Raw genomic sequence first — 24,092 nt, forward strand, 5'->3', positions numbered from 1 at the left:
CGGGCTCAGTGACTCGGCAGATGCGTCGCGCCGCCGTTTTTCGGCAGGGAAAGAAGATGGGGCACATCAAGGGCGGGTCTCGGCGGGCTAATGTGATAACCCTGGATCTCGTCGCATTCCTCGCATTCGAGCAGCGCCAGCTGCGCGGCGGTTTCGACGCCTTCGACGGTGACGCGCATGCCGAGCGCATCGCCGAGCAGGATGATCGCGTGCATGATCGCATGCGCCTCCTTGTTGTCGGCGATGTCGTTGACGAAGGATTTGTCGATCTTGATCTTGTCGAAGGGGAAGCTCGAGAGATAGCTCAGCGAGGAATAGCCGGTGCCGAAATCATCCATCGAAATGCGGATGTCGCGCTCCTTCAGCGCATGCAGGATCGGCAGCACCTCGCTGAGATTTTCCATGAGCACGCTCTCGGTGATTTCGAGCTCAAGCCGCGACGGCGACAAGGAGGCGGCCGCCAGAGCCTCGCCGACATCGCTGGTCAGGTCGCTGCTGCTGAACTGCGTCGCCGAAACGTTGACGGCGACTTTGATGTCTTCAGGCCATTCCGCCGCATCGCTGCAGGCCCGGCGCAAAACCCAGCGGCCGATATCGACGATGAGGCCGACCTCTTCGGCGAGCGGAATGAAATCCATCGGCGCAACACGGCCGCGGATCGATGGTTCCAGCGGATCAGCGCCTCGAAGCCGCAGATGCGTCGCTGCGAAAGGTCATAGAGCGGCTGGTAGTGCAGCTCAAACTCTTCCTTCTCGACGGCAGCTCTGAGGTCTGCCTCCAGCGCGTGGCGGAGCTGCATCTGCGCTTCCATCTCGCCGGCGAAAAAACGCTCGCGCTTGCGCCCGTCCGCCTTGGCGTGCGACAGCGCCACGCCGGCATGTTTCAGCAGGATATCGGTTTCTTCGCCATCTCCCGGGGCGACTGCGATCCCCATCGAGACGCTGAGTTCCACCTGCTTTTCGCCGTGCCGGAAGAGATCGGAAAGCTCGCGGCGGATCTGCTCGGCCAGCGCCGTCACATTCCACGGCTGCTGCCTGCCCGTCTGCAGGATGGCGAATTCGTCCGAGCCCAGGCGCGCCAGGGTATTTTCCGAACCGGCCGAGGCCCGGATGCGCTCGGCGACCTGCTGCAGGATCTTGTCGCCGGCGGATACGCCCATCATGTTGTTGATCGATTTGAACCGGTCGAGGTTGAGATGAACGAGAGCGATCTGCTCATCCGGTTTGCGCGCTGCGAGCGCCGCATCGACCTGCTGGCGGAAATGGATGCGGTTCGGAAGACCGGTCAGCGGGTCGTGGTGGGCGAGATAGGTGATGCGCTCGGCCGCCTCTCGATCCTCGGTAATATCGGCATGAATGGCGATGCTGCTGCCGTCGGCAAGGATGGTCACCATGCTCTGGATGATACGGCCGTCGTCCATCAGCCATTCGCGCCGGCGGATACTGCTGCTGTTTGCGGCTGCGGAAGAGTGTCGGCCGGCCCGCCGGCCGGGCCTGGCGCTGGTGCCCTCGGCACCGCGCATCTTGTCGATGAGATCGTCGATTGTCGCGCCGGGAGTGACATCGTCCTGCGTCAGGCCGAAGAGCTGACCGAAGCGAATGTTGGAAAGCGTCAGCCGCTGCTCTGCGTCGAAGACGCTGAGGCCGAGCGGCAGGTTGTTGAGGATGATTTCGAAGAGCCTCTGCTGTCCGTCGAATGCCTGACTGAGGGCCGACATATTGCCTCTCAGCGCATGGTTCTCCCGCAGCAGCGTTTCCGCGCTTCTCTCGATCTCGCCATAGTCGCTTTCGTGGACCCGATAGGTCGCGATCACAAGCTCCATCAGACGCTGCGCATCGACCGATCCATCGGCCGTGACTGCCTGGCTGCATTGCTGCCAGAAGAGCGCTTCAGCTTTCATGTGGGGGCTCTTGCGGGGCGGCGGCGGTCGCCGTCAGTTGATGGACGTACCTCATCGCATTGAAAACTCATCCAAAAGTGACCGTGAAATTGATTTTTCATAAACTAAACGTCCAGGTGGTATCTCGTGACGTTCATTCTGGACGTGCGGGATTAATATTCGGTTGCAGTGCAGCAGCGGAGTCGCGTCGTTAGACATTTGTTTTATATGTGAAAAATCGCTGAAATACGGCAAAGCCTCTTCGCTTGGTGCAGGCGGATGTTCGGCCTGGGGCTGTTCCGTTAACTGTTGTCAATCATCGTTAATGAGAAGTTAACAACTTATTGACGCACCGCGCAAATCAGTTTAACCAGCGAGTCAATCAGTGATTTTCCACGTTCGTATTGCGTACAAACACCACCGGCAAAAGGCGGTGAATGGAGGTTTGTATGACCAGCACCACATCCGTTTCCGACACTTCATATGCATATTTGGCGACGCTGTCGCGGCTTGATTCCAATGGTGATGGTGTGCTCAGCCGCGGCGAACGCGCCGCCGATGAGAAGCCCGGCATCATCAAGGAGCTTCTGGAAGAGGACAATACCAGCGAGGCGCAGCCGAAATTTTCCGGCAGCCTGATTGCGCTGATGATGGACTCGCGTGACAGCGGCATGGCGTCCAGCATCGCCGTTCCCTATCCGTTGCAGCAAACCGCGCCGACCTCAGGCGATCAGCCGGACGATCTCTACCGCAACACCTACGGCCAGTTCGACTTCAACACAGCCGCCTGAGGCGCTTCCCAATCTGGTGATTCTGCAAGCCGGCCCTTTGGCCGGCTTTTCCAGTCCTGAGCTCCCTGCGCTATGCGCCTCTTCCAGATGATAGAGCGCCCTCGGCGCCTCCTGTCGGACGCGCGGCGCTCTAAATCAGGAACACCTTCCGGGTTGATACGTTCAGAAGGACAACCGGACGGAAGGAGATCCCCATGAAAGCCATGTGCACCATCGCCGCCCTGAGCCTGCTTGCCGTTGCATTGCCGGCGGGGGCTCAGGACAAGCAGACGGCGGTCGCCAATTTCGTCGGCAAGGACGGCAAGGAGGACGGACGCGCGCAACTGACGGCGGCTGCCAGCGGTGGTGTCCTGATCGAGGTCGAGATATCGGGACTGCCGGCGAACAAATGGGTAGCCTTCCATGTTCATGAGACCGGCCGATGCGACGCCGCGACCCATCACGAGTCGGCCGGCGGCCACTTTAACCCCGAGAAGGCCGAGCACGGCATCCTTGCCGCCAACGGTCCGCACGCCGGCGATCTGCCCAATCAATATGTCGGGCAGGACGGTGTGCTGAGAGCCCAGGTCTTCGACAGCATGGTCACCCTCGACGGCAAAACCGACGGCATTCGCGGCCGCGCCTTGATGGTGCATGCCAATTCGGATGATTATCGCAGCCAGCCCTCAGGGGATGCCGGGGAAAGACTGTCCTGCGGCGTCATTCAATAGTCTGCCGCATACGTTCCGGGATCAATGTCTCATTGCCGGCTCAGTGCCGGCTTTTCGGCCGCGGCCCTGCCGTTGGACGTCTTTGCCGGCGCGGCGTTCGATGCCGGCACCTCGGTCGGATTGTTCTCGTCGAAGGCGAGCTTGACGCGTTTTGTTATGTCGCGGCTGACCGCCCACCAGTCACCGGTCTTTGCCCAGTAGCGCAGCGTCACGAAGATCGGACCGTCACCGAGGCTGTCGATGAAGACGCTTGGTTCCGGTGACGTCAGTACCCGGGAATCGGCTTTGGCAAGGCCCATCAATGTCTCCATCGCCTGATCGATGTCCTTCTCTATCTTGATCTTCAGCTCGTTGCGCCGCGTCGCCTCGCGGCTGAAATTGGTGATCGGCGTGTTCCAAAGCGTGGAATTCGGCGCCAGTCGATAGAGCCCGTCTGCGGTCCTGAGTTCGGTCGCAAACAATCCGATTTCGCGCACTGTGCCGGCCACGCTGCTGGTCTCGATATATTCCCCGACCCGAAACGGCCTGAGGATCAGCAGCATGATGCCGGCGGCGATATTCTGCAGCGTTCCTTGCAGCGCCAGCCCGATCGCGAGACCGGCTGCGCCGAGGGCTGCGATGATCGAGGCGGTCTGGACGCCGAACTGGCCGAGCACGGTGATGAATACCAGGATGAGCAGCGCGTAACGCAGCACATTGGTGAAGAAACGCGCCAATGTCTCGTCGATACCACGGACCCGCGACAGGCCTTCATAGGCCCAGCGGCTGGCAAAACCGGCAAGCGCCCAGCCGAGAATGAGCAGGATCACGGCCCCGAGGATGGAGAAGGAATACTGTACCGCCAGCGCGCTCGCCTGGTTGAGCGCCGTTTGGGTGGCGAGAAGAACGTCGGCTGCCTGTTGCTGCATGATCTGGCCCTGTCGATTGTACATGGTCGGGGGCTAGATGGAGCACATAGCAGCAGCGTCAACCGCGGGCGGGCTCGCCGATCGTAAGCACGAAGGGCGCATTGCCGTCGGCATCGGCACCGCGTCCGATCGCCCGCACTGCCGCGACCAGCCGGCCGCCGCGGTTCAGCAGCGCGTCGCCGATCTCGATCAGCCGGGCATTCGGCGTCGCGAAAGGCGAGGCTGCCCGCAGCCGGTCGGCAAGCTGTTCGTCGCTCTGATCCGGCGCAAGCGACAGCGCGGCGATCAGGGCGGCTGCCGGCGATCGCGACACGCCCATCCAGCAATGGATGAGCAGCGGCGTCTCCCGCCGCCACGATGCGGCAAAGTCGATAATCCCCTGCACATGCGTCTCGCCGGGCGCGACCAGGCCGCCGGTGCCTTTGAAGGTGATGTCGTTCATCGCAAGCGTCAGATGACGGTTGGACGCGATCACGCCCGGCCGATGAAAGGCCTGCTCCTTGGCGATCAGGCTGATCATGTCGCGCGCCTTGTGGCGCACCGCCATCTCCGCGATGCGCGACAGCGGCGAGACGACGATGAAGCTCACGACACCATCTCCCGCTCGGCCTCGATCGCCGCGAAGCGCTCGCAGAATAGCCGTTGCGCTTCGATTGCCGGCAGCGGCTCGATCATCAGCATCTCCCTGCTGATGCCGCGCGGCTGGCCGAAGAATTTCTGCGCCTCGGCGGGTGTGAAGCCCGCCAGTACCGTCGCCTCGAAATAGGCGGCGATCGTATCGGCCTTCTTGATTCGGTCCTTGAGGTCGCGCGAGGGATGCGGCGGCAGGCCGAAGCGCAAGTGCACGGCGGCCTCCAGCCGCTTTTCCACCGTCTTGTAGCCGCCGCCGACCACCGATTTGAACGGCGAGATCATATCGCCGATCACATATTCGGGCGCATCATGCAGCAGCGCCATCAGACACTCCCGCGGGGACGCATCGTTGAAGCGGCGGAAAATATCTTCGACGAGGAGACTGTGCTGCGCCACGGAAAAAGCATGATCACCCGATGTCTGGCCGTTCCAGCGGGCGACGCGCGCCAGCCCCTGGGCGATGTCGATCAGTTCGACATCGAGCGGCGAGGGGTCGAGCAGGTCGAGCCTGCGCCCGGACAGCATGCGTTGCCAGGCACGCGGAGCTTTCGCCGTCGTCACGCGCTGGCCTCGTCGGCGCTCGTGGGAAAGACAAGGCCGGACCATTCCGGCAGGACGAGGGAAACCGGTGTTTGCCCGGCAAGCAGCGGTGTGCCGGCTGCCATTGCCGCGCCGGCGCGGTCGATGCGCACGATCGCCAGTCCATGGTCGCCTTCGACCGAACCGAGTGTTCCCACCGGCTTGCCGGCGGCGGTGATCTCCGTACCGGTCTCCGGCAGAGTCGTTGCGGCGGACACCGTGACGACGCGCCGGCGCGCCGTGCCGCGGTGATGCATGCGCGAAACGACCTCCTGGCCGACATAGCAGCCCTTCCTGAAGGAGAGGCCGCCATTGAAATCCATCAGCACGTCGTGCGGAAAGGCATCCTGCAGGGCGAAGTCCGATCCTGATGTGACGATGCCATGGCTGATACGCAGCGCGTCGTAGAGCGCTTCAGCGCCATCGCCGTGTTTGCCGGGCCGACGGATCAACGTAACGCCGGCCTTAGCAAAGCGGCTGTCCCGGACGCCTTGGCTGTCCTGGACGCCCTCGGCATCTTCGCTCCAGGACACGGTGACACCCTCTTCGCCGCGCGGCGTCAGCGTGACGGCGGCGCGCAGCTTGTACATCGCCAGCCGCTTCAGCAGGCCATCGCGCTGGCCTGTGTCCGTTTCGATCGTATAGCCGTCGCCGTCCGGCCAGATCATGAAATCGAACAGGATCTTGCCCTGCGGCGTCAGCAGGGCCCCGGGCCGCGCCTCGTCTGGCGCAAGCGAGATGATATCGGTGGTGATCAGGTTCTGCAGGAAGGATTGGGCTTCCGCGCCGCTGATCGAGAGCAGTGCGCGGTCTTTCAGGAATACGGCTGGCATGGCGGAACCTGTCGCGTTGGTTATCGCTCAGAGGTATGTCTTCACGAGGTGGATCGCAAGCGCCCCATGCGCAACGCGAGACGCGAATGGCGAAGTGAGGTGGGGTCAGTCGCCCGCCGTGAAGAATTTCCATTTGCCCTGAGGCGTAATGCCGAGGCGGTAGAAATTATATCCGCCGAACTCCTGCATGTCGGAAAGATCGCCGGCCGTGACGATGCGCAGCAGTTCGACGCGCTCCGGCGGTGTCAGCGACTTCAGGTCTTTTTCGGCAAAATAGGGCCAGACATACATCTCGTCTGCCGTACCCTGGCCGACATGCACGAAGCCGGTCGAGACGATGTCGAGCATGATGGCGAGGATCTCGTCTCCATCGGGATCGCCCGAAAGATCCTTCAGCGTGCCGATCGGATCGTCCGTGGGCTCGCCGACAGTCACCTGTGTCTGCTCGGTGCCCGTGCCCATCAGCGGCCTCAGCCGTTCGAGATCGCCGGAGGCGGCTGCCTCGACGATCTGCTCGCGCATCTTGCGAACCGGCTCGGGCACCTTGCCGATGTCGTAGATCACTTCGGCGGGCTTGGAAGCATCCTGAGCGCTCGGCGTCTTGTCGACTCCCTGATTGTTCTGGCTGTTGACCAGCGGATCGGCCATGGGAACGCTAGGAGCGCTGCCGCCCTGCGGCTGGCTCTGTCCCTGAGCGCTTCCGGGCGCAGCCGGCGCATCGTTGGCCGCCTGGCCGGGGATCTTGTGCAGTTCGGAAAGCGCGTAGGCTGCCGGCGCGAGGAAAACATTGCCGGCGAGGCTGAACGCAAGCAGCACCGGCGCGAGCGGAATCCGCGAAACTTTCTCTTTACCGGCGCGCATGAAACTCTCTGATAATAACTATTGCAGGGTGCGGTTCGCGGAGAATTCGCCGGCAAGCATGCGTTCACGCAGCGAATCCAGCAAGGCTTCGGCGCTGCTTTCCCCGTGCAATCTGATCGTCTCGCGCAGTGCATGCGCAATAGCGGCATCAGCGATGATTTCAGGCTCGATTCCGTCGGCCATGCCGTCGGCCCAAGCCTCGTTCTGGTACTCCAGAGCCGCCTGCATCTTTTCATGGACGATCATGTCGTCGATCTCGTTGAGGCTTGCTTCCATTGTCTTTTCCTCAGAACTTCTCATGTCTTACTGCACCGTTAACAACACTAACAGCCTTTTCCCAAAACGACACGTCCACATGCGAAAACAGGTTAATTAAACGTCAATTTCCAAAACGCGAGGTAATTTCTGTGGCGAGTGTTGCACCTTCGTTACGGTAGCGCTCTTCTGCCACGATGGCCGCTGCGGTGCAATCCGTATAGACGGAGGCGAAGGCGCGGTAGCCGCGGTTGAAGGCGGCGGTCAGCTTTTCCTTGCGCTGCGGCTCGATGCCGGTCTCCGAATCGAGCAGCTGCTGCATGCCGTTTCGCCACTCGTCACCATCAGCCGCCTTGCAGAGCGTTCTCAAATAATGCACCGATCCGAGCACCTCAGCGAGCCGCGCCAGCTTGTCGTCATAGGGCACGATTACGGCAGGCGGCGGCGCAATCTCCTCCTCATGCGGAGGCGGCGTGTTCTTGCCCTGCGCCATGGTGGGGCCGGCGAGCACGAGCAGGGACAGAAAAACGCGTCGAACGGGAATCATGCTCCCAGTTGATACGCTGAGCATGACGGCAACAAGGCGCTCACCCAAATTTCCACTTCTATTCGGCGCAAGCCGGAGCATAATGCCGAAAAGTGTCAGCGGTTTTCGGATGACATCATGCTTTAACTTTAGCTCAGAACAGGATGATTATCGGCCGGTTGGCCGATAATCATCCTGTGCCAGCCGCTCCGCGCATTCGAGCACGCTCTGCGGCACCGGCAATCGCCGGATTTCCTCCACCGTGTACCAGCCGACGGCGGCCGCATCGTCGGCGGCCTCAGCCACCACATCTCCATCCGCATCGACGCGAAAGACCGACAGGAAGAAATGGCTGCGGAGGCTTCCATCGGCTGCATGGGTCTTCAGGTCGTAGGTCGAAAACAGCTGTGGATTACGCACCGAAATGCCGGTTTCCTCACGGAACTCCCGCAGCGCGGTTTGCTCCGGCGTTTCATCAGGCTCGGCCCGGCCGCCCGGAAAGGCGTACATGTCGGCGGAAGGCGGGTTGCGTCGCAACACCAGAAGGAATCGTCCGTCCCGTTCGAGAATGGCGGAGGAGGCGGCTTTGGCAGTGGAGATCATGAGACGGCTCCTGCTGTGATGGCCCATCCTACCTGATGAATACCACCGAAGAAATGCAAAGGATCGAAAGGCGCTTCCGTGGCCTACATCATCTATGCATTTGCCGCCGTCTTCGAGATCGCCGGCTGCTTCGCGTGGCTGGTCGAAGCCGCGTGCCCGATCGCTACGATATCGGCGGGGCGCTGATCTGCCTTGCCGGAACGAGCGTTATCCTCTTTGGGCCGAGAGGCTGACGCGCCTTGACCGGACTCAAGCCGGGTGCAAAGACAAGCCGATGTGTGGACGTTTCGCCCTGACAAGCTCCAGCGCCGACCTGCGCGAATTTTTCTCCGGTCTCGATCTCGACGATTTTCCGGCGCGCTACAACATCGCGCCGACGCAGCCGATCCTCGTCGTCATATCGGGCGAGGGGAGGGAGCAGGGAAGCAACCTGGCCGATCGGCGCGCCGTGCTGGTGCGCTGGGGTCTGACGCCGGCCTGGGTCAAGGATCCAAGGGACTTCCCGCTTCTGATCAACGCCCGCTCAGAGACTGCGATCGGCAAGGCCTCTTTCCGGGCGGCCATGCGTCATCGCCGCGTGCTCATCCCGGCCTCCGGCTTCTATGAATGGCATCGCCCGTCCAAAGAAAGCGGCGAGCCGCCGCAGGCCTATTGGATCAGGCCACGTCAGGGCGGGATCGTCGCCTTTGCCGGGCTGGTGGAGACGTGGTCCTCGGCGGATGGTTCCGAGGTCGATACCGGCGCGATCCTGACGATATCGGCCAATTCGGGCATATCGGCGATTCACGATCGCATGCCCGTCATTATCAAGCCTGAAGATTTTTCGCGCTGGCTGGATTGCAAGACGCAGGAACCGCGCGAAGTGGTGGACCTGATGCGGCCGGTTCAGGAGGATTTTTTCGAGGCCATCCCGGTCTCCGACAAGGTCAACAAGGTCGCCAATATGGGTCCCGACCTGCAGCAACCGGTGGTCGTCGAAAAGCCGCTGAAGGCTCCGGAAAAGCAGAGGCTTGGCGACGGCCAGCTCAGTTTCTTCTGAACACTATCCGTCGCTCTTCCTTGGTCGTGCTGACGTTTTAGGCGGATTTCTTGACGCTGGCCGGCTTGTGCTTGGCCATCAGCGATGCCGCTGCAACAGCCTTGAGGCCGACGGGGCGATAGTTGGCGGCGAGGTCGGGCTTGGCCGTCTGTTGTTCGCCGCTGTTGCTCTTCTTCGAAGTCACGATACTCTCCTACGTGGTTCTTCCCAGGGTATTTTGTAGTTTGATGTTTGGTCACAAATAGCGACAAAATGGGGTCGCGGCCTATCAGGATTTGTAAACGCGCACCATAATTCGCGAGGCTTAACTGAAGCCTACGTTGGTTAATACTTACTGAAGAGAGCAGTTCCAATAAAAGTGCACGACCGCTTTTCCGGGGAAAAGCGCGCAGCGGCTTGAAGGCGGGAAGTGAAGAGAGAAGCATGCCGATCACACGAAGAGATCAGGAAATGCGCCCGCGTCAGATGTGCCGGCCGATATCGTCGTCGCCGACGCCGGGTTCCTCGATTGTCAGCGTCCCGTATTTCCGCCGCCATTTCCGCGCGCCGAAGGGAAGCGAGACGAGGTAGGCGGCAACGGTAAACACCATCACCTCCCAGGTGTAGCTCATCAGCAGAGCCACATAGAGCACGACGCCGAGCATCATCGGCAGCACGAGGTCGCGCCGCAGCCGGTTGCCTTCCGATTTGCCCGACCAGACCGGCAGCCGGCTGATCAGCAGGAAAGCGATGACGACGGTGTAGATCGACGAGAGATAGGCGAAGGTGCGGTCCGTCGCCAGGCCGAGGAAGCCGAGATAGACCGGCAGCAGCACCAGCATGGCGCCGGCCGGCGCCGGTACGCCGACGAAATATTCCGATTGCCAGCTCGCCTTGTTCTCGCGTTCGGCCATGACGTTGAAGCGGGCAAGCCGAAGCCCGGCGGCGATCGCATAGATCAGGGCGGCGATCCAGCCAAGCGAGCGCGCCTGGTCGAGCGCGAAGACATAGACGACGAGGGCAGGGGCGACGCCGAAGTTGACGATATCGGCAAGCGAATCCATTTGCGCGCCGAACTTCGAGGTCGCCTTCATCAGCCGGGCCACGCGCCCGTCGATGCCGTCGAGGAAGGCGGCGACCAGCACCATGGAGACGGCGAGCTCGTAACGATTCTCGAAAGCCAGCCGGATGCCGGTCAGCCCGGCGCAGATCGCCAGAATGGTGATGAGGTTCGGAAAGACGAGACGGAGCGGGATTTCGCGCAAACGCGGACCGCGGGCGGAATCATCCGGACCATTGGGCTCGAAAGGCGGAAAGGGCGTTTCCATATCGCGTTCCAATCTAGACCTAATGCATGTCGCCCGGAAGTGTGCGGCGGTTCCGGGACAACGACATGCATAAAAACAAAGGGCTTTAGCTGCGGCGGCTGATGACGGGACCCTTGGCGGAGGCGAATTCGGCGATGACAGTTTCTCCCGCGATCGCCACCTGGCCGAGCGAAACGCGTGGCGCCGCACCGGCGGGCAGGAAGACGTCGAGCCGCGAGCCGAAGCGGATCAGCCCGAAGCGCTCACCGGCATCCACCGGCTCGTTCGGGTTTGCCCAGCAGAGGATACGCCGCGCCACGAGGCCGGCGATCTGCACGACGCCGATCTGGCCGTGGCGGGTTTCGATCACCAGCCCGTTGCGTTCATTGTCCTCGCTCGCCTTGTCGAGCTCGGCATTGACGAAGCTGCCGGAGCGGTAATTGATGCTGACGATGCGCCCGCGCATCGGCGCCCGGTTCACATGGCAATTGAAGACGTTCATGAACACCGAGATGCGCAGCATCGGCTCGGAGCCGAGATTGAGTTCGGCCGGCGGGGTCACCATCTGGATCGCCGAGACCTTACCGTCGGCCGGAGAGATTACCAGATCGTCGTCCTGCGGGGTCACTCGCTCGGGATCACGGAAGAAATAGGCGCACCACAGCGTGAAGATCATGCCGATCCAGAAGAGCGGCTTGAAGATCCAGCCGAGGATCAGCGAGGCGACGAAGAAGGCGGCAACGAAGGGATAGCCCTCCTTATGCACGGGGACGATCGTGTTGCGAACCGTGTTGAACAGGCTCATGCTGCCGGTCTCCTTGCGTTGTCGTTTTTTGCTGGTTAGCGAAAAACCGTCTCCGGGGCAATGCTGTGGCCCCGGCCCTGGTTCCGACGCCGCGGTTCTGAACAACAAAAGCTTGGCCGTTGTCGCTCCCGACTCAGCTTGCCGGGGCAAGCCGCGTGATCACGCCCAGGTCGTCGCTTTCGCGCACCTGCTTCAGATGTTCTTCCGCCTGCGTCGCCTCGCGCTGACGGTTCCACATCGAGGCGTAAAGACCGTTCTTTTCGAGCAGGGCGGCATGGGTCCCGCGCTCGGCAATCTCGCCGCTTTTTAAGACGATGATTTCATCGGCGCCGATCACGGTCGACAGCCGGTGGGCGATGACCAGCGTCGTGCGGTTCTTCGACACCATGTCGAGTGCCGTCTGGATTTCCCGTTCCGTCGTCGTATCGAGCGCCGACGTCGCCTCGTCGAGGATCAGGATCGGCGGTGCCTTGAGGATGGTGCGGGCGATCGCCACCCGCTGCTTCTCGCCGCCCGAAAGCTTGAGCCCGCGCTCGCCGACCTTGGTTTCGAACCCCTCGGGCAGCATTTCGATGAAATGGGCGATCTGCGCCACCTCGGCTGCCGCGAAGACCTCGCCGTCGCTGGCCGACGTGCGGCCATAACGGATGTTGTAGGCGACCGTGTCGTTGAAGAGCACGGTATCCTGCGGCACCATGCCGATCACAGAGCGCAGGCTCTTCTGCGTCACCGTGCGGATATCCTGGCCATCGACGGTGATGGCGCCGCCCTGGATATCGTAGAAGCGGTAGAGCAGCCGCGACAGCGTCGATTTGCCGGCCCCCGACGGGCCGACGACGGCGACCGTCTTGCCGGCCGGCACCTCGAAGGAAATGCCCTTCAGGATCGGACGGGCCGGGTCATAGGCAAAATGCACGTCCTTGAAGGCGATCGCACCCTGACCGATCCCGAGCTCTGCCGCGTCGGCCGCGTCCTTGACCTCGGCCTTGACTTCCAGCAGATCGAACATCTGCTCGATATCGGTCAAGCCTTGACGGATTTCGCGGTAGACGAAGCCGATGAAGTTGAGCGGCGCGGAAAGCTGCAGCAGCATCGAATTGACGAACACGAAATCACCGACCGTCTGCTCGCCGCGCTGGACGGCCAGCGCCGACAGCACCAGCATGATCGTCGTGCCGATGCCGAAGATGACGCCCTGGCCGAAGTTCAGCCAGCCGAGCGAGGTCCAGACATCGGTCGCTGCCTTCTCGTAGCGCTCCATCGATTTGTCGAAGCGCTTCGCCTCCATCTCTTCGTTGCCGAAGTATTTGACGGTCTCGAAATTGAGGAGGGAATCGATCGCCTTGGTGTTAGCGTCGGTATCGCTGTCGTTCATCGACCGGCGGATGGCGATGCGCCAGTCGGATGCGCGGATGGTGAACCAGATATAGGCCCAGACGGTGAAGGCGGTGACGGCGAGATAGGAGAAGCCGTAGCCCCACCAGAAAATCGCCGCCGTCAGCAGGAATTCGATGACGGTCGGGACCGAATTGAGGATCGTGAAACGCACGATCGTTTCGATGCCCTTGGTGCCGCGCTCGATGATGCGCGACAGGCCGCCGGTCTTGCGCTCCAGATGGAAGCGCAGCGACAGCTCGTGCATATGCACGAAGGTCCTGTAGGCGAGCTGGCGCACCGCATGCTGGCCGACGCTGGCAAACAGCGCGTCGCGCAGCTGGTTGAGGCCGAGCTGGATCAGGCGGGTGATGTTGTAGGCGATCACCAGGGCGATGGCGCCGGCAAGCAGCGGCGGCACCGAGCCGGCCAGATCCATTCTGCCGTTCAGCGCATCGGTCGACCACTTGAAGAAATAGGGGACGAGCAGCAGCACGAATTTGGAAATCAGCAGGAAGACCGAAGCCCAGACGACGCGCATCTTGAGATCGGGCCGGCCGGCCGGCCACATATAGGGCCAGAGGTTGAGAAGGGTACGCAGCAGGTTGGATTCCGAGACTGTCTTGCCGTTTGCCATGCTTGTCTCCGGCCCGGACGGGCTTGCCGCGATTGCCGCGCTTAGATGCCGGCAAGAGCGCGAAACCGGCTTGTGCCCGAAGCGCTTCCCCCGCTACCGCCAGATAGGATGCTGGGCGGGCGAATACAACAAATGCCGGGTTCTGGAAAAGACAGGCCGGGCGGTTATCCCGCCCGGCCTCGTCATGTTGTCTGGCGCTTAGAGGTGCCGATTCGATAGGCGCTTGCGGTGCAGTTCCTCGGCATTCGGCAGCGCATCCTTCGGCAGGCCGAAGATCTGGCCCGGGCGGATGCGGTCGGGATCGATGATCTTATCCTCGTTGGCGATGTAGATCGTCGTGTAACGGACGCCGAGGCCATAGGTGCGGCGCGAAATCTGCCACAGCGTGTCGCCGCGGCGAATGATAACAGCGGCGTTGTTTGCCGTCAGCGGCGCCTGTTCGATCGTCTTCGGCTGGTTGCCTGCCGCGTCGTTTGCCGCAGGCGCTGCCGGCGCAGGGGACGCGGAGAGTTCGGCGATGATCGCTCCCAGACCGTCGAGGCCTGCGCCGACGGATTTTGCATCCTTCGGCAGGCCCTGCAGCATTTTCAATGCGCTGGTCGCGGTCTGCGAGGCGGTGCCGGAGGCTTGCTTGAAGGTGTCGGGCGCATCGGACCCCGGACGGAACTCTGCGACCGAGCGCAAGGCGAATTCGGTTGCCGAGCGCGCTGCCGCAAGCTGTTCGGCGCCGGGCAGCTTGCCGTCGGCAAACAGGCCCTTCAGCAGGCCGAAGGCCTTGCCGGCCTCGGCCTTGCGCTTGCCGAGTTCGCCTTCGTCGAGCGGCACCATCGAGGAGGCGCCGTTGGCGTCGGCGGGGACCGATTGCGCGGCGACCCGCACTTGGTCGCCGGCCGGGCGGTTGAAATTCACCGCCGCACGCACGATCACCTTGCCGGCGGGATCGACGACATCGACGCGGATCTTGTGGTCGCCGACCGAGAGCGCCACCACGCCGTCGATGACGAAATGGCCATCGGAGCCGGCAGTGTCCTGGCCGACAAGGCTGTCGTCGGCATAACCGAGAACCTTGGCGTTGGCGCGCGCCGTGCCGGCAATGAAAATCTTGTTGCCCTCGATCTCGACGGCATTGACCATCACATCGGGCGCATTCGCCTTGTCGGGTGCGACGGTGCCTGGAATGGCCGGCGCAGTCGCCGCGCCGGGATCGGTGACATCAGGCGTCTGCAGCGCCAGCTCGCCGGTAGCGGCAGGCGCAGCCGAACCTTCGCCCGGCTTGTCGGCAGGCGGCGCCATCGGGTTGGAGGCGTCGGCGACTTCGGTGCCGGCCTTCGGCGCGGTGATGATGCGGCTTGCCGTGCCCGGTTTGGAGACCATGGCGAGCAGATTGGCGCCGTTGCCGTCCTTCGGCACGGAGATGGTCGCGACTTCTTCGGAAACCGTGGTCTTGCCGTCCTTGCCGGTAAACTTGAGCACGAGCTGGTGGTCACCGGCGGCAAGCGGATCGTCGAGAACGGCGGCGAAATCGCCGCTGGCATCGACATTGGCTGTCGTCACGACCTTTTCGCCGTCAAGCACTTCGAGTTTGCCGTTTGGTTCGGCGGAGCCGGCAATTACCGTCGAGCCATCGGGCTCGACGCGCAGGACGTCGAAGGCAGGCAGCTTCGGGCCGGCATTCGCCGCTGCGGTGCTCGCCGCAGGCTCAGGCGCACCGGTCAGTGCTGCCTCGGCCTTGGCGATCGCGGCAAGCGCATCGGCGATATTCTCCGGCAGCGACTGGATAATGGCGAGCGCCTTGGCGCCGCCGTCCTTGGCTTTGTCGGCAAGTGTCTGGGTCGCCGGATCGAGGCCCTCGGGAATGGCGAAACCGGCAAGTGCGGTCAGCGCATTGACGGCCTTGGTCTTGGCGGCGGTGAAGACATCGTCGGCAGGCCCCTTGCCGTCGGCAAACAGCGCCTTAAGTTCGTTGAGCGACACGCCTGCCTCGGCCGAAAGACGGCCCACCTTGTCGGCGACCCCGGCCGCGTCCGCCACAGCGGAGCGCGATGTCTTTGCCGACTCGTTAACCGTGTCCTTGAGCTCCGTGCTCGCCTGGTTGATGGCGTCGCCGACCTTGGCTGCATCGCCGCCGATGCGCGGCATGACGACAAACACCATGAGTAGGATTGCGATTACGAGCACTGCAAGGGCCAGCAAGCCGGCACGGTTCTTCATCATTATGTCTCCCCAGGCGGCAATTTGCCGTAGTAACCGAAATTGCTAGCGATTCCCGTTGCTTTTCACAAGCATTCAAAGCAATTCGGCAAGCTCGCGACGCTGCTTTTCAGTCAATTTTCTTGACTGCATTGAAATGGAATAGTTGTTTGCCTCCATGACCGACCAATCTGTATCGATTCGATCCATCTGCGTTTACTGCGGCTCGAGATCGGGACGCGATCCCTCCCACATGGCGGCCGGGCGTGCTCTCGGACGAGAGATCGCCGAATACGGCCTGCGCCTCGTCTATGGCGGGGGTACCAAAGGCATCATGGGCGCGGTTGCCAGCGGCGTGCTTTCAGGCGGCGGTCAGGTGACGGGCATCATTCCCGAATTCCTGATCGATATGGAAGCGACTCGCCACTCGCTCGGTCAGCTCAACGAACTCATTGTAACGCCTGACATGCACGCGCGCAAACATACGATGTTCGAGCGCTCCGACGCCTTCGTAGCACTCCCCGGCGGCATCGGCACGCTGGAAGAGATCGTCGAGATCATGACCTGGGCGCAGCTCGGCCGCCATGAAAAGCCGATGGTCTTTGCCAATATCAACGGTTTCTGGGATCCGATGATGGAGCTGATGCGCCACATGACCGAAGAGGGCTTCCTGCACACCGCCCACCGAGTGCAGCCGCTCGTCGTCGACGAGATCTCCGGCATCATTCCGGCGATCATGGCTCAGGCAGCCCAACTCGCCGCCGATCGTGACGGCGAGGACGAGGTGATTTCGAAGATGTAGGTGGGCAAGAGCCCTGGATTGCCCAGCCTTGTGGCTGGCATATTCAGCTGTAGGCCGAAACAAGCCGGGTCACCTGAGATCGCATCCATTGATTGGCGGGATCATTGTCACTTGCCGCCGACCAGACCATCGATATCGGGCTCACCGTTAAATCAAGGGGAACCTCGGCGGTCGCCAAGCCGAAAAGGCCGGCATACCGCTTCACGATCCTGGTCGGCAGGGTCGCGATCAGGGGCGCTTCCAGGACGGCGGTAAGCACGGTCAGGAATTCCGGCGCTGCCACCGACACGTCCAGTCGCACGTTGATCCGCTTCAACGCGTCATCGATGCAGCCTTCGATGGCGTCCTTCTGGGAAACGAGTGCATGCCTCAGCCCGACATAGCTGTCCCGGTCCAAAGTTTCGGGAAGATCGAGAAGCTCAGGATTGTAGCAACACATTAGCGATTGCTCGAACAGCAGGGTCCGCCGGTGTCTGTTGTTGCCGTCATCGTAGCAACCGACGCCGAGGTCGATGACATTGTCGTCCAGAAGCTTGTGGACCAGCTCCGGATCGACCGCTCGCGCAAGCACTTTAATACCCGGGGCTGTCTCGTTCAACATAGCGGCGAGGCGCGGCACGAGCAGCACCTCAAGCTCGCTGGAAAAGCCGATGCGGAATATCTGCTCGGCCTGATCGGGCTCGAAGATTGCCGGCGTTACGATCGCCTGCTGCGTGCGGCTGAGTATCTGCTCTACGGCTTCGGCGAAACGCAGCGCCCGATGAGTCGGCTGCATGACCTGGCCGACACGCACAAACAGCTCATCTTGCAGCAATGTCCGGAGAGTGCCGAGATTGTGGCTCATCGCGGGCTGCTGGATTTTCAGGCGAACAGCAGCTTTCGTCACGCTCCGCTCCTTCATGAGCGCATCGAACGCGACCAGCAGATTGAGGTCGAAAGACCACAAATTGAAATGATCAATGGAGACAATTTCATTCATCGATTTGATCGTTGCAGGAATTCTTCTTACTGTCCATAGCCATCAGACAGCGCTGTCACGGTCCAGTTAACTCGAAAGGAATTCCATGAGCGATCTTGGAAAGGAATATCGTATTGCCGGCGTGACAGTGAGAAAGGTGCAGGAGCAGTACCTTCACGACGTTCCCCCCTCATTCCTCTACCCGACTGCCGGATCTGAGGAGATCAAGGCGGTCGAGCCGCGGCTTTCCGCCGTCGATATGGACGAGGGCCGCGATGCCCTTGTAGTGAGCATTCATAGCTGGCTTGTCATCACGCCCGACCACGTCATCCTCATCGACACGGGCTCGGGGAACGACAAGGAGAGACCGCGCAATTCCGGCTTCCATCGTCAGACCATTCCGTTTCTCGATAGGCTGCGTCAGGCGGGTGTCGAGCCCGAAGATGTCGACTTCGTCATCAATACCCATCTCCACGTCGATCATTCCGGCTGGAATACCGTGCTTCAGGACGGACGATGGATTCCGACTTTCAAAAACGCCCGCTACGTCTTCCCACGCGCCGAGCAGGAATATTACGCGTCGACGGCGAGTCACAACGACGTCAACATTCCCAGCCTCGGCGTCTATGAAGACAGCGTAAGGCCGGTGATCAAGGCGGGGCTTGCCGATTTCATCGACAGCGCAGGCGGTCCTTTCCTCGATCGATTCATCTTCTTGCCGACGCCTGGGCACAGCATCGGCCATATGTCCGTTATGCTGGAGGCGGACAATGAAGCGGCAATCTTCGCCGGCGATGTCATGCACCATCCGATCCAGGTGGAACGGCCCGACCTCAACACGGTCTTCTGCGAATTCCTGGATCAGGCTGCCCAGTCCAGACAGCGTGTCCTCGAACTCGCAGCTGATAATCGCGCCATGTACTTCTCCACGCATTTCCCCGGTTCGTCTGCTGGTTATGTCACCCGCGACGGCGAAAAATTCAGGTGGTCCTATGTCTAACAACGAGCTCGCATCGTCAGCTTTTGACGCCAGTCGGATCGTATTCGACGAGCATTACGTCGACAGCGGAACCGAGGGCATCAAGCTCTATCTGCGCAATAAGCGAAGGAAGGACCACAAAGTCTTTCTTGCGGAGAAAACAATCGTGATGGTGCATGGAGCGACCTTCTCGTCCGGAAGTCTTTACGACGTTCCCTTCAATGGAATGTCCTTCATCGACTTCCTCGCGCATCATGGGTTCGACGTCTTTGCCGTCGATGTCCGGGGCTACGGAAAATCGACCCGTCCACCGGAAATGCAGGCGCAGCCCGATCTCAACCCGCCCCTTGTTTCCACCGACACGGGCGTTACCGACTTCGCAACGGCTGTCGAGTTCGTGCTTCGACTTCGGGGCCTGAAGGCTGTCAACGTGTTCGCAATGTCGTGGGGCGGTACCGTAGCCGGCGCATATGCTGCTCGCAACGCCGACAATGTCGTCAAGCTCGCGCTGCTCGCGCCACAATGGCTGAGTGACGTTCCCATTCCCATCGACCAGGGCGATTCCCTCGGCTCCTACAGGCTTGTTCCCGTCAAAGCGGCCCTGGCGCGTTGGCTGGGCACCGCACCTGAATACGCGCGTGAACGTCTTGTGCCCGAGGGCTGGTTCGATCTCTGGTCGGAATTGACCCTCTCGGAGGAGACGTCGCAAGACGATAGGGAGCAAGGCAAACTTCGCGCCACCAACGGGCCGATCCAAGACATCCGCACCTACTGGAGAGCTGGAACCCCATATTATCAACCGAGCGAGATTCGCGCGCCGGTGCTGCTGTTGCACGGCGAATGGGACATCGACGTTCCGCTTGATCTGGCGCGGGCCTATTTCGAGCAGCTGACCGGCGCCTCCTACAGGCGATGGGTGGAAATCGGGGAGGCGACACATCTGGCCCTGATGGAGAGCCACCGCATGCAGGCCTATGCCGAGGTCGTCCGCTTCTTCGATGAAGCTTTCAAACCGGAATAGAGTCTGAACGACCAGGCTCCGGCATCGAATCCGGAGCCTACTTCCTCCATCAAGCCGGCCGCGCGTTCACCCGGCCATCGAGCCATTCGTTTCCATGACAATGCTGATAACCGCCATCCTGGATGCCGGGCGAAGTGCCGTCGACATCGCGATATTCACCTTTCTGCCTCTCATGATCGTGACATTTTCGCTGATGCGCTACCTCGAGAGCGTGAGCGCGTTGCGATCAATCGCCGGCAAGGTAAACCCGCTGTTCAGACCTTTCGGTCTGGACGGTTTTGGGGTTTTGGCAATCATCCAGCTCAGCCTCGTGAGTTCGGCTGCCCCGGTCGCTGCCCTGACGCTGATGGCGCATAAAAGAGCGTCGGAGAAATTTATGGCCGCGGCCTTTGCCGCGGTGCTTGCGGCGGCGCCGGCGAATGCCAGTTTTCCGCTCGCAAGCCTCGGTGTCGATCCGGGCTCGATCATAATGAACGGCATTTGCGGGGCGCTCGCTGCGTCCACTCTCGCCGGTTGGATCGTCGGCCGCCGTTCCTTGCCTGGAAAGATCTGTTCCTGCGACAGGGCGGATGACCACGACGTCGTCAGGCGCGATCTGCTGGCCGCGATCAATCGCGGTGGCGCAGATGCCATTAGCGTCATTGCTGCGATCCTGCCGGTGCTCGTGATCTCACTTGCCCTGGTAAGGCTGACCCAAAATACAGGCGCACTTTCGGCTTTCACGTCCGTTGCGCAGCCATTGCTTCAGCTGCTCGGCGCCTCGCAGCAGGATGTGCTGTTCTTCCTCACAAAGTGCCTGGCAGGATCGAGCGCAACGGTCACGCTGTTACTCGACGCCCACAAGGAACTGAGTCTTACGCCAGAGAAAATCATTCACGGATCCGCATTTCTGCTAAACCCTCTTGACCTTCCTGGCCTCTCCATTCTTATCGCTTCGGTGCCGGCGCTCCGCTCGGTAGCAGGCGTCGCAGTCTTCAGCGCACTGGCCGGAATCCTGGTCCGCACAGCTCTGCTATCCTGGCTTTGAGCCAAGTCGGTCGGGTCGAGACGAGCGCAACGGCTACATCCTTCCGCGGCTCCCTTTGAGCATCGACCAGCTGTAGAGGAACAGCCCCGCCCAGATCAGCGGGAAGGCGATCATGCGCGCCGTGCCGAGCGGCTCGTGAAAGATAAAGACCGCGATCAGGAAGATCATCGTCGGCGCGATATACTGCATGATGCCGATCGTCGAGAGCTTCAGCAGCTTGGCGCCATTGGCATAGATCATCAGCGGCACGGCGGTGATGACGCCGCAGCCGAGCAGCAGCGCCGTATCGGCAAGGCCGGTGCGATAGAGATGGCCCTGGCCGCTGCCGAATTCGAGATAGAGGATATAGAGAAGGGCAGGCCCGCTGAGGATCAGCACTTCGAGGAAGAAGCCCTGGTTCGGCCCGAGCGGCAGCGTCTTGCGCAGCAAGGCATAAAAACCCCAGCTGATCGCCAGCGTCAGCGCCACCCACGGAATGCCGCCGCTGTCGAATGCGAGAATGGCGACGGCAAGCGCCGCCAGCGCGATCGCCGCGATCTGCAGCGGCTGCAGCTTCTCCTTGAGGAGCACCGCGCCGAGGAAGATGCTGAACAGCGGATTGATGAAATAGCCGAGTGCCGCGTCGAGCGAATGGCCGGCGCCGATCGCCCAGACATAGGTGCCCCAGTTGACGGTGATCAGCGACGCTGTCAGCGCCGCCATTGCCAACATGCGCGGCGAGCGCAGCGCCGTCGCGATATCCGCAGTGCGTCCGAGCACGATCAGCACCATGCCGGCCAGCGGCAGCGACCAGACGATGCGGTGGGCGATGACCTCGGCCGGCGAGATATGCGCCACCGCCTTCATGTAGATCGGCAGGAAGCCCCAGAGCAGATAGGCCGTCAGCGCGAAGGCAAAACCGCGCGGACTGTCTTCGTTCTTGGCCAAGGGAACGGTTGCATCGGTCGACATCGGGGTGTTTCCATCTTTGTTCTTCTTCTGATCCGGCCTAGCTTAAGCGCCGTGAATAGGCCAATTCATTTCGTTGAATAAAGGCTAAGAGGATTTGAAGCGGATGGGGGAGAATGAACGCATGATAGCGGCAAAGGCTGGTATCGGCCTCCAAAAATCCGAATCCTGTTCCAGACTGCCGCGGGCAGGCGACAGGCGGACCAATCGAGGGAACAAACTCGCAAACCCGCTGATGATCTGCGCCTTCAGTTGACAGGCCCGGCAGGTTCTTTCATCTGGAACGCCAAGCGCCAGATCAGGAGCCGCTCACATGACCCTTACCGTACGCCCGGCAACGCCTTCAGACGCGACAACGATCCTGCGATTTGTCCGCGAATTGGCCGATTATGAAAAGGCGATCCACGAGGTCGAGGCGACCGAGGAGAGCACGCGTGCGGCAATCTTCGGCGACGGTTCAGTCACCCATGCGTTGATCTGCGAACGCGAGGGTCAAGCCATCGGCATGGCGGTTTATTTCTTCAGCTATTCGACCTGGCAGGCGAAGAACGGCCTTTATCTGGAAGATCTCTACGTAACACCGGACGCGCGCGGTTCGGGCGCCGGCAAGGCGCTTTTGCGGCGCCTGGCGCAGATCGCGCTGGAGAAGGGTTGCGGCCGCTTCGAATGGAGCGTGCTCGACTGGAACGAACCTTCGATCCGTGTCTACGAGGCGATTGGCGCGGAGCCGCAGAAAGAATGGATCCGCTATCGGATGACGGGCGAGACGCTGGCGGCGTTTGCCCGCGGTTAGCCCTAGCGACGGAATAGACTTACTCCGCCGCGATCTTGCCGGCGAGCTGCCGGTTCTTCATCAGCTTGTAGATGACGGAATCCATCAGCGCCTGGAACGAGGCGTCGATGATGTTCTCCGAAACGCCGACCGTCCACCAGCGCACGCCGTCGCTGTCGGTGGATTCGATCAGCACCCGGGTGATCGCCGCCGTGCCGCCGTTGAGGATACGCACCTTGAAATCGGCGAGCACCAGATCGTCGATCTCGTGCTGGTATTTGCCGAAATCCTTGCGCAGCGCCAGATCGAGCGCGTTGACCGGGCCTTCGGCATCGGCAACCGACATCAGCGTCTGGCCGTCGATGGTGATCTTGACCACCGCTTCCGAGACGATCTTCACGCGGCCAAGACTGTCGAAGCGGCGTTCGATCATCACCCGGAAGCCTTCGATGGTGAAGAATTCCGGGATCGTGCCGAGCGTGCGGTGCGCGAGCAGCTCGAAGCTCGCATCCGCACCCTCATAGGCATAGCCGATGGATTCGCGCTCCTTGACGATCGAGATCAGCAGGTCGAGCTTCGGATCCTCCTTGGCGACGGTAATGCCGCGCCGCTTCAGCGCATTGATGAAATTCGCCTTGCCGCCCTGGTCCGAGACCATGACCTTGCGGAAATTGCCGACGCTCTCGGGCGGCACATGTTCATAGGTCCGCGGATCCTTGAGCAGCGCCGATGCGTGGATGCCGGCCTTGGTGGCGAAGGCGGAAGCGCCGACATAAGGCATCTGATGATCGGGCGAGCGGTTGAGCAACTCGTCGAAGGCATGCGAGACCCGGGTGAGGTTGAGCAGCCGCTCCTCGTCGATGGCCGTTTCGAACCGTGTGTTATAGGCGCTCTTCAGCGCCAAGGTCGGGATCAGCGTCACCAGATTGGCGTTGCCGCAGCGCTCGCCGATGCCGTTCAGCGTGCCCTGGATCTGCCGGACGCCGGCTTCGACGGCAGCCAATGAGTTGGCAACCGCCTGGCCGGTGTCGTTATGGGCATGGATGCCGAGACAGCTTCCGGGAACACCTGCAGCGATCACTGCCTCGACGATGGCGCGCACCTCCGGCGGCTGCGTGCCGCCATTGGTGTCGCAGAGCACCACCCAGCGGGCGCCGCTCTCATAGGCGGTCTTGGCGCAGGCAAGCGCATAGGCCGGATTGGCCTTGAAGCCGTCGAAGAAATGCTCGCAATCGACGATCGCTTCCTTGCCGGCGCCGACCGCCGCCTTGACGCTTTCGGCGATGCTTTCCAGGTTTTCCTCGTTGGTGCAGCCGAGCGCCACCGCGACATGATAGTCCCAGCTCTTGGCGACGAAACAGATGGCGTCGGATTTCGCCTGCAGCAGCCCGGCAATGCCGGGATCGTTGGAAACCGAAACGCCCGCCCGCTTCGTCATGCCGAAGGCGACGAAGCTCGCCTGGCCGGTGCGCTTCTCGCTGAAGAAGGCCGTGTCGGTCGGATTGGCGCCGGGATAGCCGCCCTCGACGTAATCGATGCCGAACTCGTCCAGCATCGCGGCGATCGCAATCTTGTCCTCTACCGAGAAATCGATGCCGGGCGTCTGCTGCCCGTCCCGGAGCGTCGTATCGAAGAGGTAGATGCGTTCTTTCATGTCGTTTCCTCCCGGCGGGCGG

Annotated in this window: 24 protein-coding genes and 1 pseudogene; 8 read left to right on the forward strand and 17 right to left on the reverse strand. The window is 61.6% G+C overall.

Going from position 1 to position 24,092, the window contains the following annotated elements:
- Positions 1 to 5: 5 nt before the first annotated feature.
- Positions 6 to 1,900, reverse strand: a pseudogene (locus AMK05_RS07240) (putative bifunctional diguanylate cyclase/phosphodiesterase).
- Positions 1,901 to 2,328: 428 nt separating this feature from the next.
- Between AMK05_RS07240 and AMK05_RS07245 the strand changes: the two are divergent.
- Together AMK05_RS07245 and AMK05_RS07250 are read left to right on the forward strand one after the other, a co-directional pair.
- On the forward strand, positions 2,329 to 2,670 hold the full coding sequence (locus AMK05_RS07245) for a hypothetical protein (RefSeq protein ID WP_064837894.1): 342 nt from the start codon (positions 2,329 to 2,331) through the stop codon (positions 2,668 to 2,670).
- Between the two features lie 194 nt (positions 2,671 to 2,864).
- Positions 2,865 to 3,380: a superoxide dismutase family protein gene (locus AMK05_RS07250; RefSeq protein ID WP_064837897.1), complete on the forward strand. Its 516-nt coding sequence runs from the start codon at positions 2,865 to 2,867 to the stop codon at positions 3,378 to 3,380.
- 29 nt (positions 3,381 to 3,409) lie between these two features.
- On the opposite strand, the gene AMK05_RS07255 is transcribed toward AMK05_RS07250, so the two are convergent.
- The 8 genes from AMK05_RS07255 to AMK05_RS07290 all read right to left on the reverse strand — a co-directional run bounded on the left by AMK05_RS07255 (position 3,410) and on the right by AMK05_RS07290 (position 8,578).
- Positions 3,410 to 4,288: a mechanosensitive ion channel family protein gene (locus AMK05_RS07255; protein ID WP_064841301.1), complete on the reverse strand. Its 879-nt coding sequence runs from the start codon at positions 4,286 to 4,288 to the stop codon at positions 3,410 to 3,412.
- A gap of 58 nt (positions 4,289 to 4,346) precedes the next feature.
- A complete protein-coding gene (locus tag AMK05_RS07260; RefSeq protein WP_064837899.1) occupies positions 4,347 to 4,877 on the reverse strand; it encodes a tyrosine phosphatase family protein in 531 nt (176 codons plus the stop codon).
- Positions 4,874 to 5,482, reverse strand: coding sequence for a YfbR-like 5'-deoxynucleotidase (locus tag AMK05_RS07265; RefSeq protein ID WP_064837901.1), 609 nt, complete (start codon positions 5,480 to 5,482; stop codon positions 4,874 to 4,876). The genes AMK05_RS07260 and AMK05_RS07265 overlap by 4 nt, the downstream gene beginning before the upstream one ends.
- A complete protein-coding gene (ygfZ, locus tag AMK05_RS07270) occupies positions 5,479 to 6,333 on the reverse strand; it encodes a CAF17-like 4Fe-4S cluster assembly/insertion protein YgfZ (protein ID WP_064837903.1) in 855 nt (284 codons plus the stop codon). Before ygfZ ends, AMK05_RS07265 begins: the two co-directional genes overlap by 4 nt.
- 105 nt (positions 6,334 to 6,438) lie before the next feature.
- The gene (locus AMK05_RS07275; RefSeq protein ID WP_064837905.1) at positions 6,439 to 7,194 is read right to left on the reverse strand and encodes a hypothetical protein; all 756 of its coding nucleotides are present in this window, start codon (positions 7,192 to 7,194) and stop codon (positions 6,439 to 6,441) included.
- A gap of 18 nt (positions 7,195 to 7,212) precedes the next feature.
- Positions 7,213 to 7,470: a hypothetical protein gene (locus AMK05_RS07280; protein ID WP_003578293.1), complete on the reverse strand. Its 258-nt coding sequence runs from the start codon at positions 7,468 to 7,470 to the stop codon at positions 7,213 to 7,215.
- Between the two features lie 103 nt (positions 7,471 to 7,573).
- Positions 7,574 to 8,020: a TIGR02301 family protein gene (locus AMK05_RS07285; protein ID WP_064837907.1), complete on the reverse strand. Its 447-nt coding sequence runs from the start codon at positions 8,018 to 8,020 to the stop codon at positions 7,574 to 7,576.
- A 123-nt stretch (positions 8,021 to 8,143) separates the two neighbouring features.
- Positions 8,144 to 8,578: an NUDIX hydrolase gene (locus AMK05_RS07290; protein WP_064837909.1), complete on the reverse strand. Its 435-nt coding sequence runs from the start codon at positions 8,576 to 8,578 to the stop codon at positions 8,144 to 8,146.
- 274 nt (positions 8,579 to 8,852) lie between these two features.
- Here AMK05_RS07290 and AMK05_RS07295 point away from each other — a divergent pair, with 274 nt between their 5' ends.
- The gene (locus AMK05_RS07295; protein WP_064837912.1) at positions 8,853 to 9,617 is read left to right on the forward strand and encodes an SOS response-associated peptidase; all 765 of its coding nucleotides are present in this window, start codon (positions 8,853 to 8,855) and stop codon (positions 9,615 to 9,617) included.
- A 37-nt stretch (positions 9,618 to 9,654) separates the two neighbouring features.
- Here the strand turns inward: AMK05_RS07295 and AMK05_RS35135 are convergent, their stop codons facing one another.
- The 5 genes from AMK05_RS35135 to AMK05_RS07315 form a co-directional block, all read right to left on the reverse strand.
- Complete coding sequence (locus AMK05_RS35135) at positions 9,655 to 9,801, reverse strand: hypothetical protein (RefSeq protein WP_167347791.1); 147 nt, start codon at positions 9,799 to 9,801, stop codon at positions 9,655 to 9,657.
- 277 nt (positions 9,802 to 10,078) lie between these two features.
- A complete protein-coding gene (gene pssA, locus AMK05_RS07300; protein ID WP_064837914.1) occupies positions 10,079 to 10,924 on the reverse strand; it encodes a CDP-diacylglycerol--serine O-phosphatidyltransferase in 846 nt (281 codons plus the stop codon).
- Positions 10,925 to 11,009: 85 nt separating this feature from the next.
- The gene (locus AMK05_RS07305; protein WP_049733895.1) at positions 11,010 to 11,708 is read right to left on the reverse strand and encodes a phosphatidylserine decarboxylase; all 699 of its coding nucleotides are present in this window, start codon (positions 11,706 to 11,708) and stop codon (positions 11,010 to 11,012) included.
- A 133-nt stretch (positions 11,709 to 11,841) separates the two neighbouring features.
- Positions 11,842 to 13,719 (reverse strand): ABCB family ABC transporter ATP-binding protein/permease, encoded by a 1,878-nt coding sequence (locus tag AMK05_RS07310; RefSeq protein WP_064837916.1) that lies wholly within the window; start codon positions 13,717 to 13,719, stop codon positions 11,842 to 11,844.
- Between the two features lie 198 nt (positions 13,720 to 13,917).
- Complete coding sequence (locus tag AMK05_RS07315; RefSeq protein WP_064837918.1) at positions 13,918 to 15,933, reverse strand: Ig-like domain-containing protein; 2,016 nt, start codon at positions 15,931 to 15,933, stop codon at positions 13,918 to 13,920.
- Positions 15,934 to 16,087: 154 nt separating this feature from the next.
- Between AMK05_RS07315 and AMK05_RS07320 the strand changes: the two genes are divergently transcribed.
- Positions 16,088 to 16,711: a TIGR00730 family Rossman fold protein gene (locus AMK05_RS07320; protein ID WP_082935712.1), complete on the forward strand. Its 624-nt coding sequence runs from the start codon at positions 16,088 to 16,090 to the stop codon at positions 16,709 to 16,711.
- Positions 16,712 to 16,754: 43 nt separating this feature from the next.
- Here AMK05_RS07320 and AMK05_RS07325 read toward each other — a convergent pair whose 3' ends face one another.
- Positions 16,755 to 17,690 (reverse strand): LysR family transcriptional regulator, encoded by a 936-nt coding sequence (locus AMK05_RS07325; RefSeq protein ID WP_038687963.1) that lies wholly within the window; start codon positions 17,688 to 17,690, stop codon positions 16,755 to 16,757.
- A gap of 85 nt (positions 17,691 to 17,775) precedes the next feature.
- Here AMK05_RS07325 and AMK05_RS07330 point away from each other — a divergent pair, with 85 nt between their 5' ends.
- The 3 genes from AMK05_RS07330 (at position 17,776) to AMK05_RS07340 (ending at position 20,696) form a co-directional block, all read left to right on the forward strand.
- Positions 17,776 to 18,669, forward strand: a complete 894-nt coding sequence (locus AMK05_RS07330) for an MBL fold metallo-hydrolase (RefSeq protein ID WP_064837920.1) — start codon at positions 17,776 to 17,778, stop codon at positions 18,667 to 18,669.
- Positions 18,662 to 19,669, forward strand: coding sequence for an alpha/beta hydrolase (locus AMK05_RS07335; protein ID WP_064837921.1), 1,008 nt, complete (start codon positions 18,662 to 18,664; stop codon positions 19,667 to 19,669). Before AMK05_RS07330 ends, AMK05_RS07335 begins: the two co-directional genes overlap by 8 nt.
- Positions 19,670 to 19,763: 94 nt before the next feature.
- The gene (locus tag AMK05_RS07340; RefSeq protein WP_064837922.1) at positions 19,764 to 20,696 is read left to right on the forward strand and encodes a hypothetical protein; all 933 of its coding nucleotides are present in this window, start codon (positions 19,764 to 19,766) and stop codon (positions 20,694 to 20,696) included.
- 33 nt (positions 20,697 to 20,729) lie between these two features.
- Here AMK05_RS07340 and rarD read toward each other — a convergent pair whose 3' ends face one another.
- Positions 20,730 to 21,647, reverse strand: coding sequence for an EamA family transporter RarD (gene rarD / locus AMK05_RS07345; protein ID WP_064837923.1), 918 nt, complete (start codon positions 21,645 to 21,647; stop codon positions 20,730 to 20,732).
- Between the two features lie 310 nt (positions 21,648 to 21,957).
- On the opposite strand from rarD, the gene AMK05_RS07350 reads away from it, so the two are divergent.
- Positions 21,958 to 22,437 (forward strand): GNAT family N-acetyltransferase, encoded by a 480-nt coding sequence (locus AMK05_RS07350; RefSeq protein WP_064837924.1) that lies wholly within the window; start codon positions 21,958 to 21,960, stop codon positions 22,435 to 22,437.
- A 19-nt stretch (positions 22,438 to 22,456) separates the two neighbouring features.
- On the opposite strand, the gene cimA is transcribed toward AMK05_RS07350, so the two are convergent.
- Positions 22,457 to 24,070, reverse strand: coding sequence for a citramalate synthase (cimA, locus tag AMK05_RS07355; protein WP_064837925.1), 1,614 nt, complete (start codon positions 24,068 to 24,070; stop codon positions 22,457 to 22,459).
- Positions 24,071 to 24,092 lie beyond the last annotated feature (22 nt).

Source organism: Rhizobium sp. N324, from assembly GCF_001664485.1.
In the GTDB taxonomy this organism is placed as follows: Bacteria; Pseudomonadota; Alphaproteobacteria; order Rhizobiales; family Rhizobiaceae; genus Rhizobium.

What these genes read in the sequence shown, in the direction of transcription:
- AMK05_RS07245 (WP_064837894.1), top strand. Translation starts at nt 2,329, where the DNA reads ATGACCAGCACCACATCCGTTTCCGACACTTCATATGCATATTTGGCG.
- AMK05_RS07250 (WP_064837897.1), top strand. Translation starts at nt 2,865, where the DNA reads ATGAAAGCCATGTGCACCATCGCCGCCCTGAGCCTGCTTGCCGTTGCA.
- AMK05_RS07255 (WP_064841301.1), bottom strand. Translation starts at nt 4,288, where the DNA reads ATGCAGCAACAGGCAGCCGACGTTCTTCTCGCCACCCAAACGGCGCTC.
- ygfZ (WP_064837903.1), bottom strand. Translation starts at nt 6,333, where the DNA reads ATGCCAGCCGTATTCCTGAAAGACCGCGCACTGCTCTCGATCAGCGGC.
- AMK05_RS07275 (WP_064837905.1), bottom strand. Translation starts at nt 7,194, where the DNA reads ATGCGCGCCGGTAAAGAGAAAGTTTCGCGGATTCCGCTCGCGCCGGTG.
- AMK05_RS07280 (WP_003578293.1), bottom strand. Translation starts at nt 7,470, where the DNA reads ATGGAAGCAAGCCTCAACGAGATCGACGACATGATCGTCCATGAAAAG.
- AMK05_RS07285 (WP_064837907.1), bottom strand. Translation starts at nt 8,020, where the DNA reads ATGCTCAGCGTATCAACTGGGAGCATGATTCCCGTTCGACGCGTTTTT.
- AMK05_RS07290 (WP_064837909.1), bottom strand. Translation starts at nt 8,578, where the DNA reads ATGATCTCCACTGCCAAAGCCGCCTCCTCCGCCATTCTCGAACGGGAC.
- AMK05_RS07295 (WP_064837912.1), top strand. Translation starts at nt 8,853, where the DNA reads ATGTGTGGACGTTTCGCCCTGACAAGCTCCAGCGCCGACCTGCGCGAA.
- pssA (WP_064837914.1), bottom strand. Translation starts at nt 10,924, where the DNA reads ATGGAAACGCCCTTTCCGCCTTTCGAGCCCAATGGTCCGGATGATTCC.
- AMK05_RS07305 (WP_049733895.1), bottom strand. Translation starts at nt 11,708, where the DNA reads ATGAGCCTGTTCAACACGGTTCGCAACACGATCGTCCCCGTGCATAAG.
- AMK05_RS07310 (WP_064837916.1), bottom strand. Translation starts at nt 13,719, where the DNA reads ATGGCAAACGGCAAGACAGTCTCGGAATCCAACCTGCTGCGTACCCTT.
- AMK05_RS07315 (WP_064837918.1), bottom strand. Translation starts at nt 15,933, where the DNA reads ATGATGAAGAACCGTGCCGGCTTGCTGGCCCTTGCAGTGCTCGTAATC.
- AMK05_RS07320 (WP_082935712.1), top strand. Translation starts at nt 16,088, where the DNA reads ATGACCGACCAATCTGTATCGATTCGATCCATCTGCGTTTACTGCGGC.
- AMK05_RS07325 (WP_038687963.1), bottom strand. Translation starts at nt 17,690, where the DNA reads ATGAATGAAATTGTCTCCATTGATCATTTCAATTTGTGGTCTTTCGAC.
- AMK05_RS07330 (WP_064837920.1), top strand. Translation starts at nt 17,776, where the DNA reads ATGAGCGATCTTGGAAAGGAATATCGTATTGCCGGCGTGACAGTGAGA.
- AMK05_RS07335 (WP_064837921.1), top strand. Translation starts at nt 18,662, where the DNA reads ATGTCTAACAACGAGCTCGCATCGTCAGCTTTTGACGCCAGTCGGATC.
- AMK05_RS07340 (WP_064837922.1), top strand. Translation starts at nt 19,764, where the DNA reads ATGACAATGCTGATAACCGCCATCCTGGATGCCGGGCGAAGTGCCGTC.
- rarD (WP_064837923.1), bottom strand. Translation starts at nt 21,647, where the DNA reads ATGTCGACCGATGCAACCGTTCCCTTGGCCAAGAACGAAGACAGTCCG.
- AMK05_RS07350 (WP_064837924.1), top strand. Translation starts at nt 21,958, where the DNA reads ATGACCCTTACCGTACGCCCGGCAACGCCTTCAGACGCGACAACGATC.
- cimA (WP_064837925.1), bottom strand. Translation starts at nt 24,070, where the DNA reads ATGAAAGAACGCATCTACCTCTTCGATACGACGCTCCGGGACGGGCAG.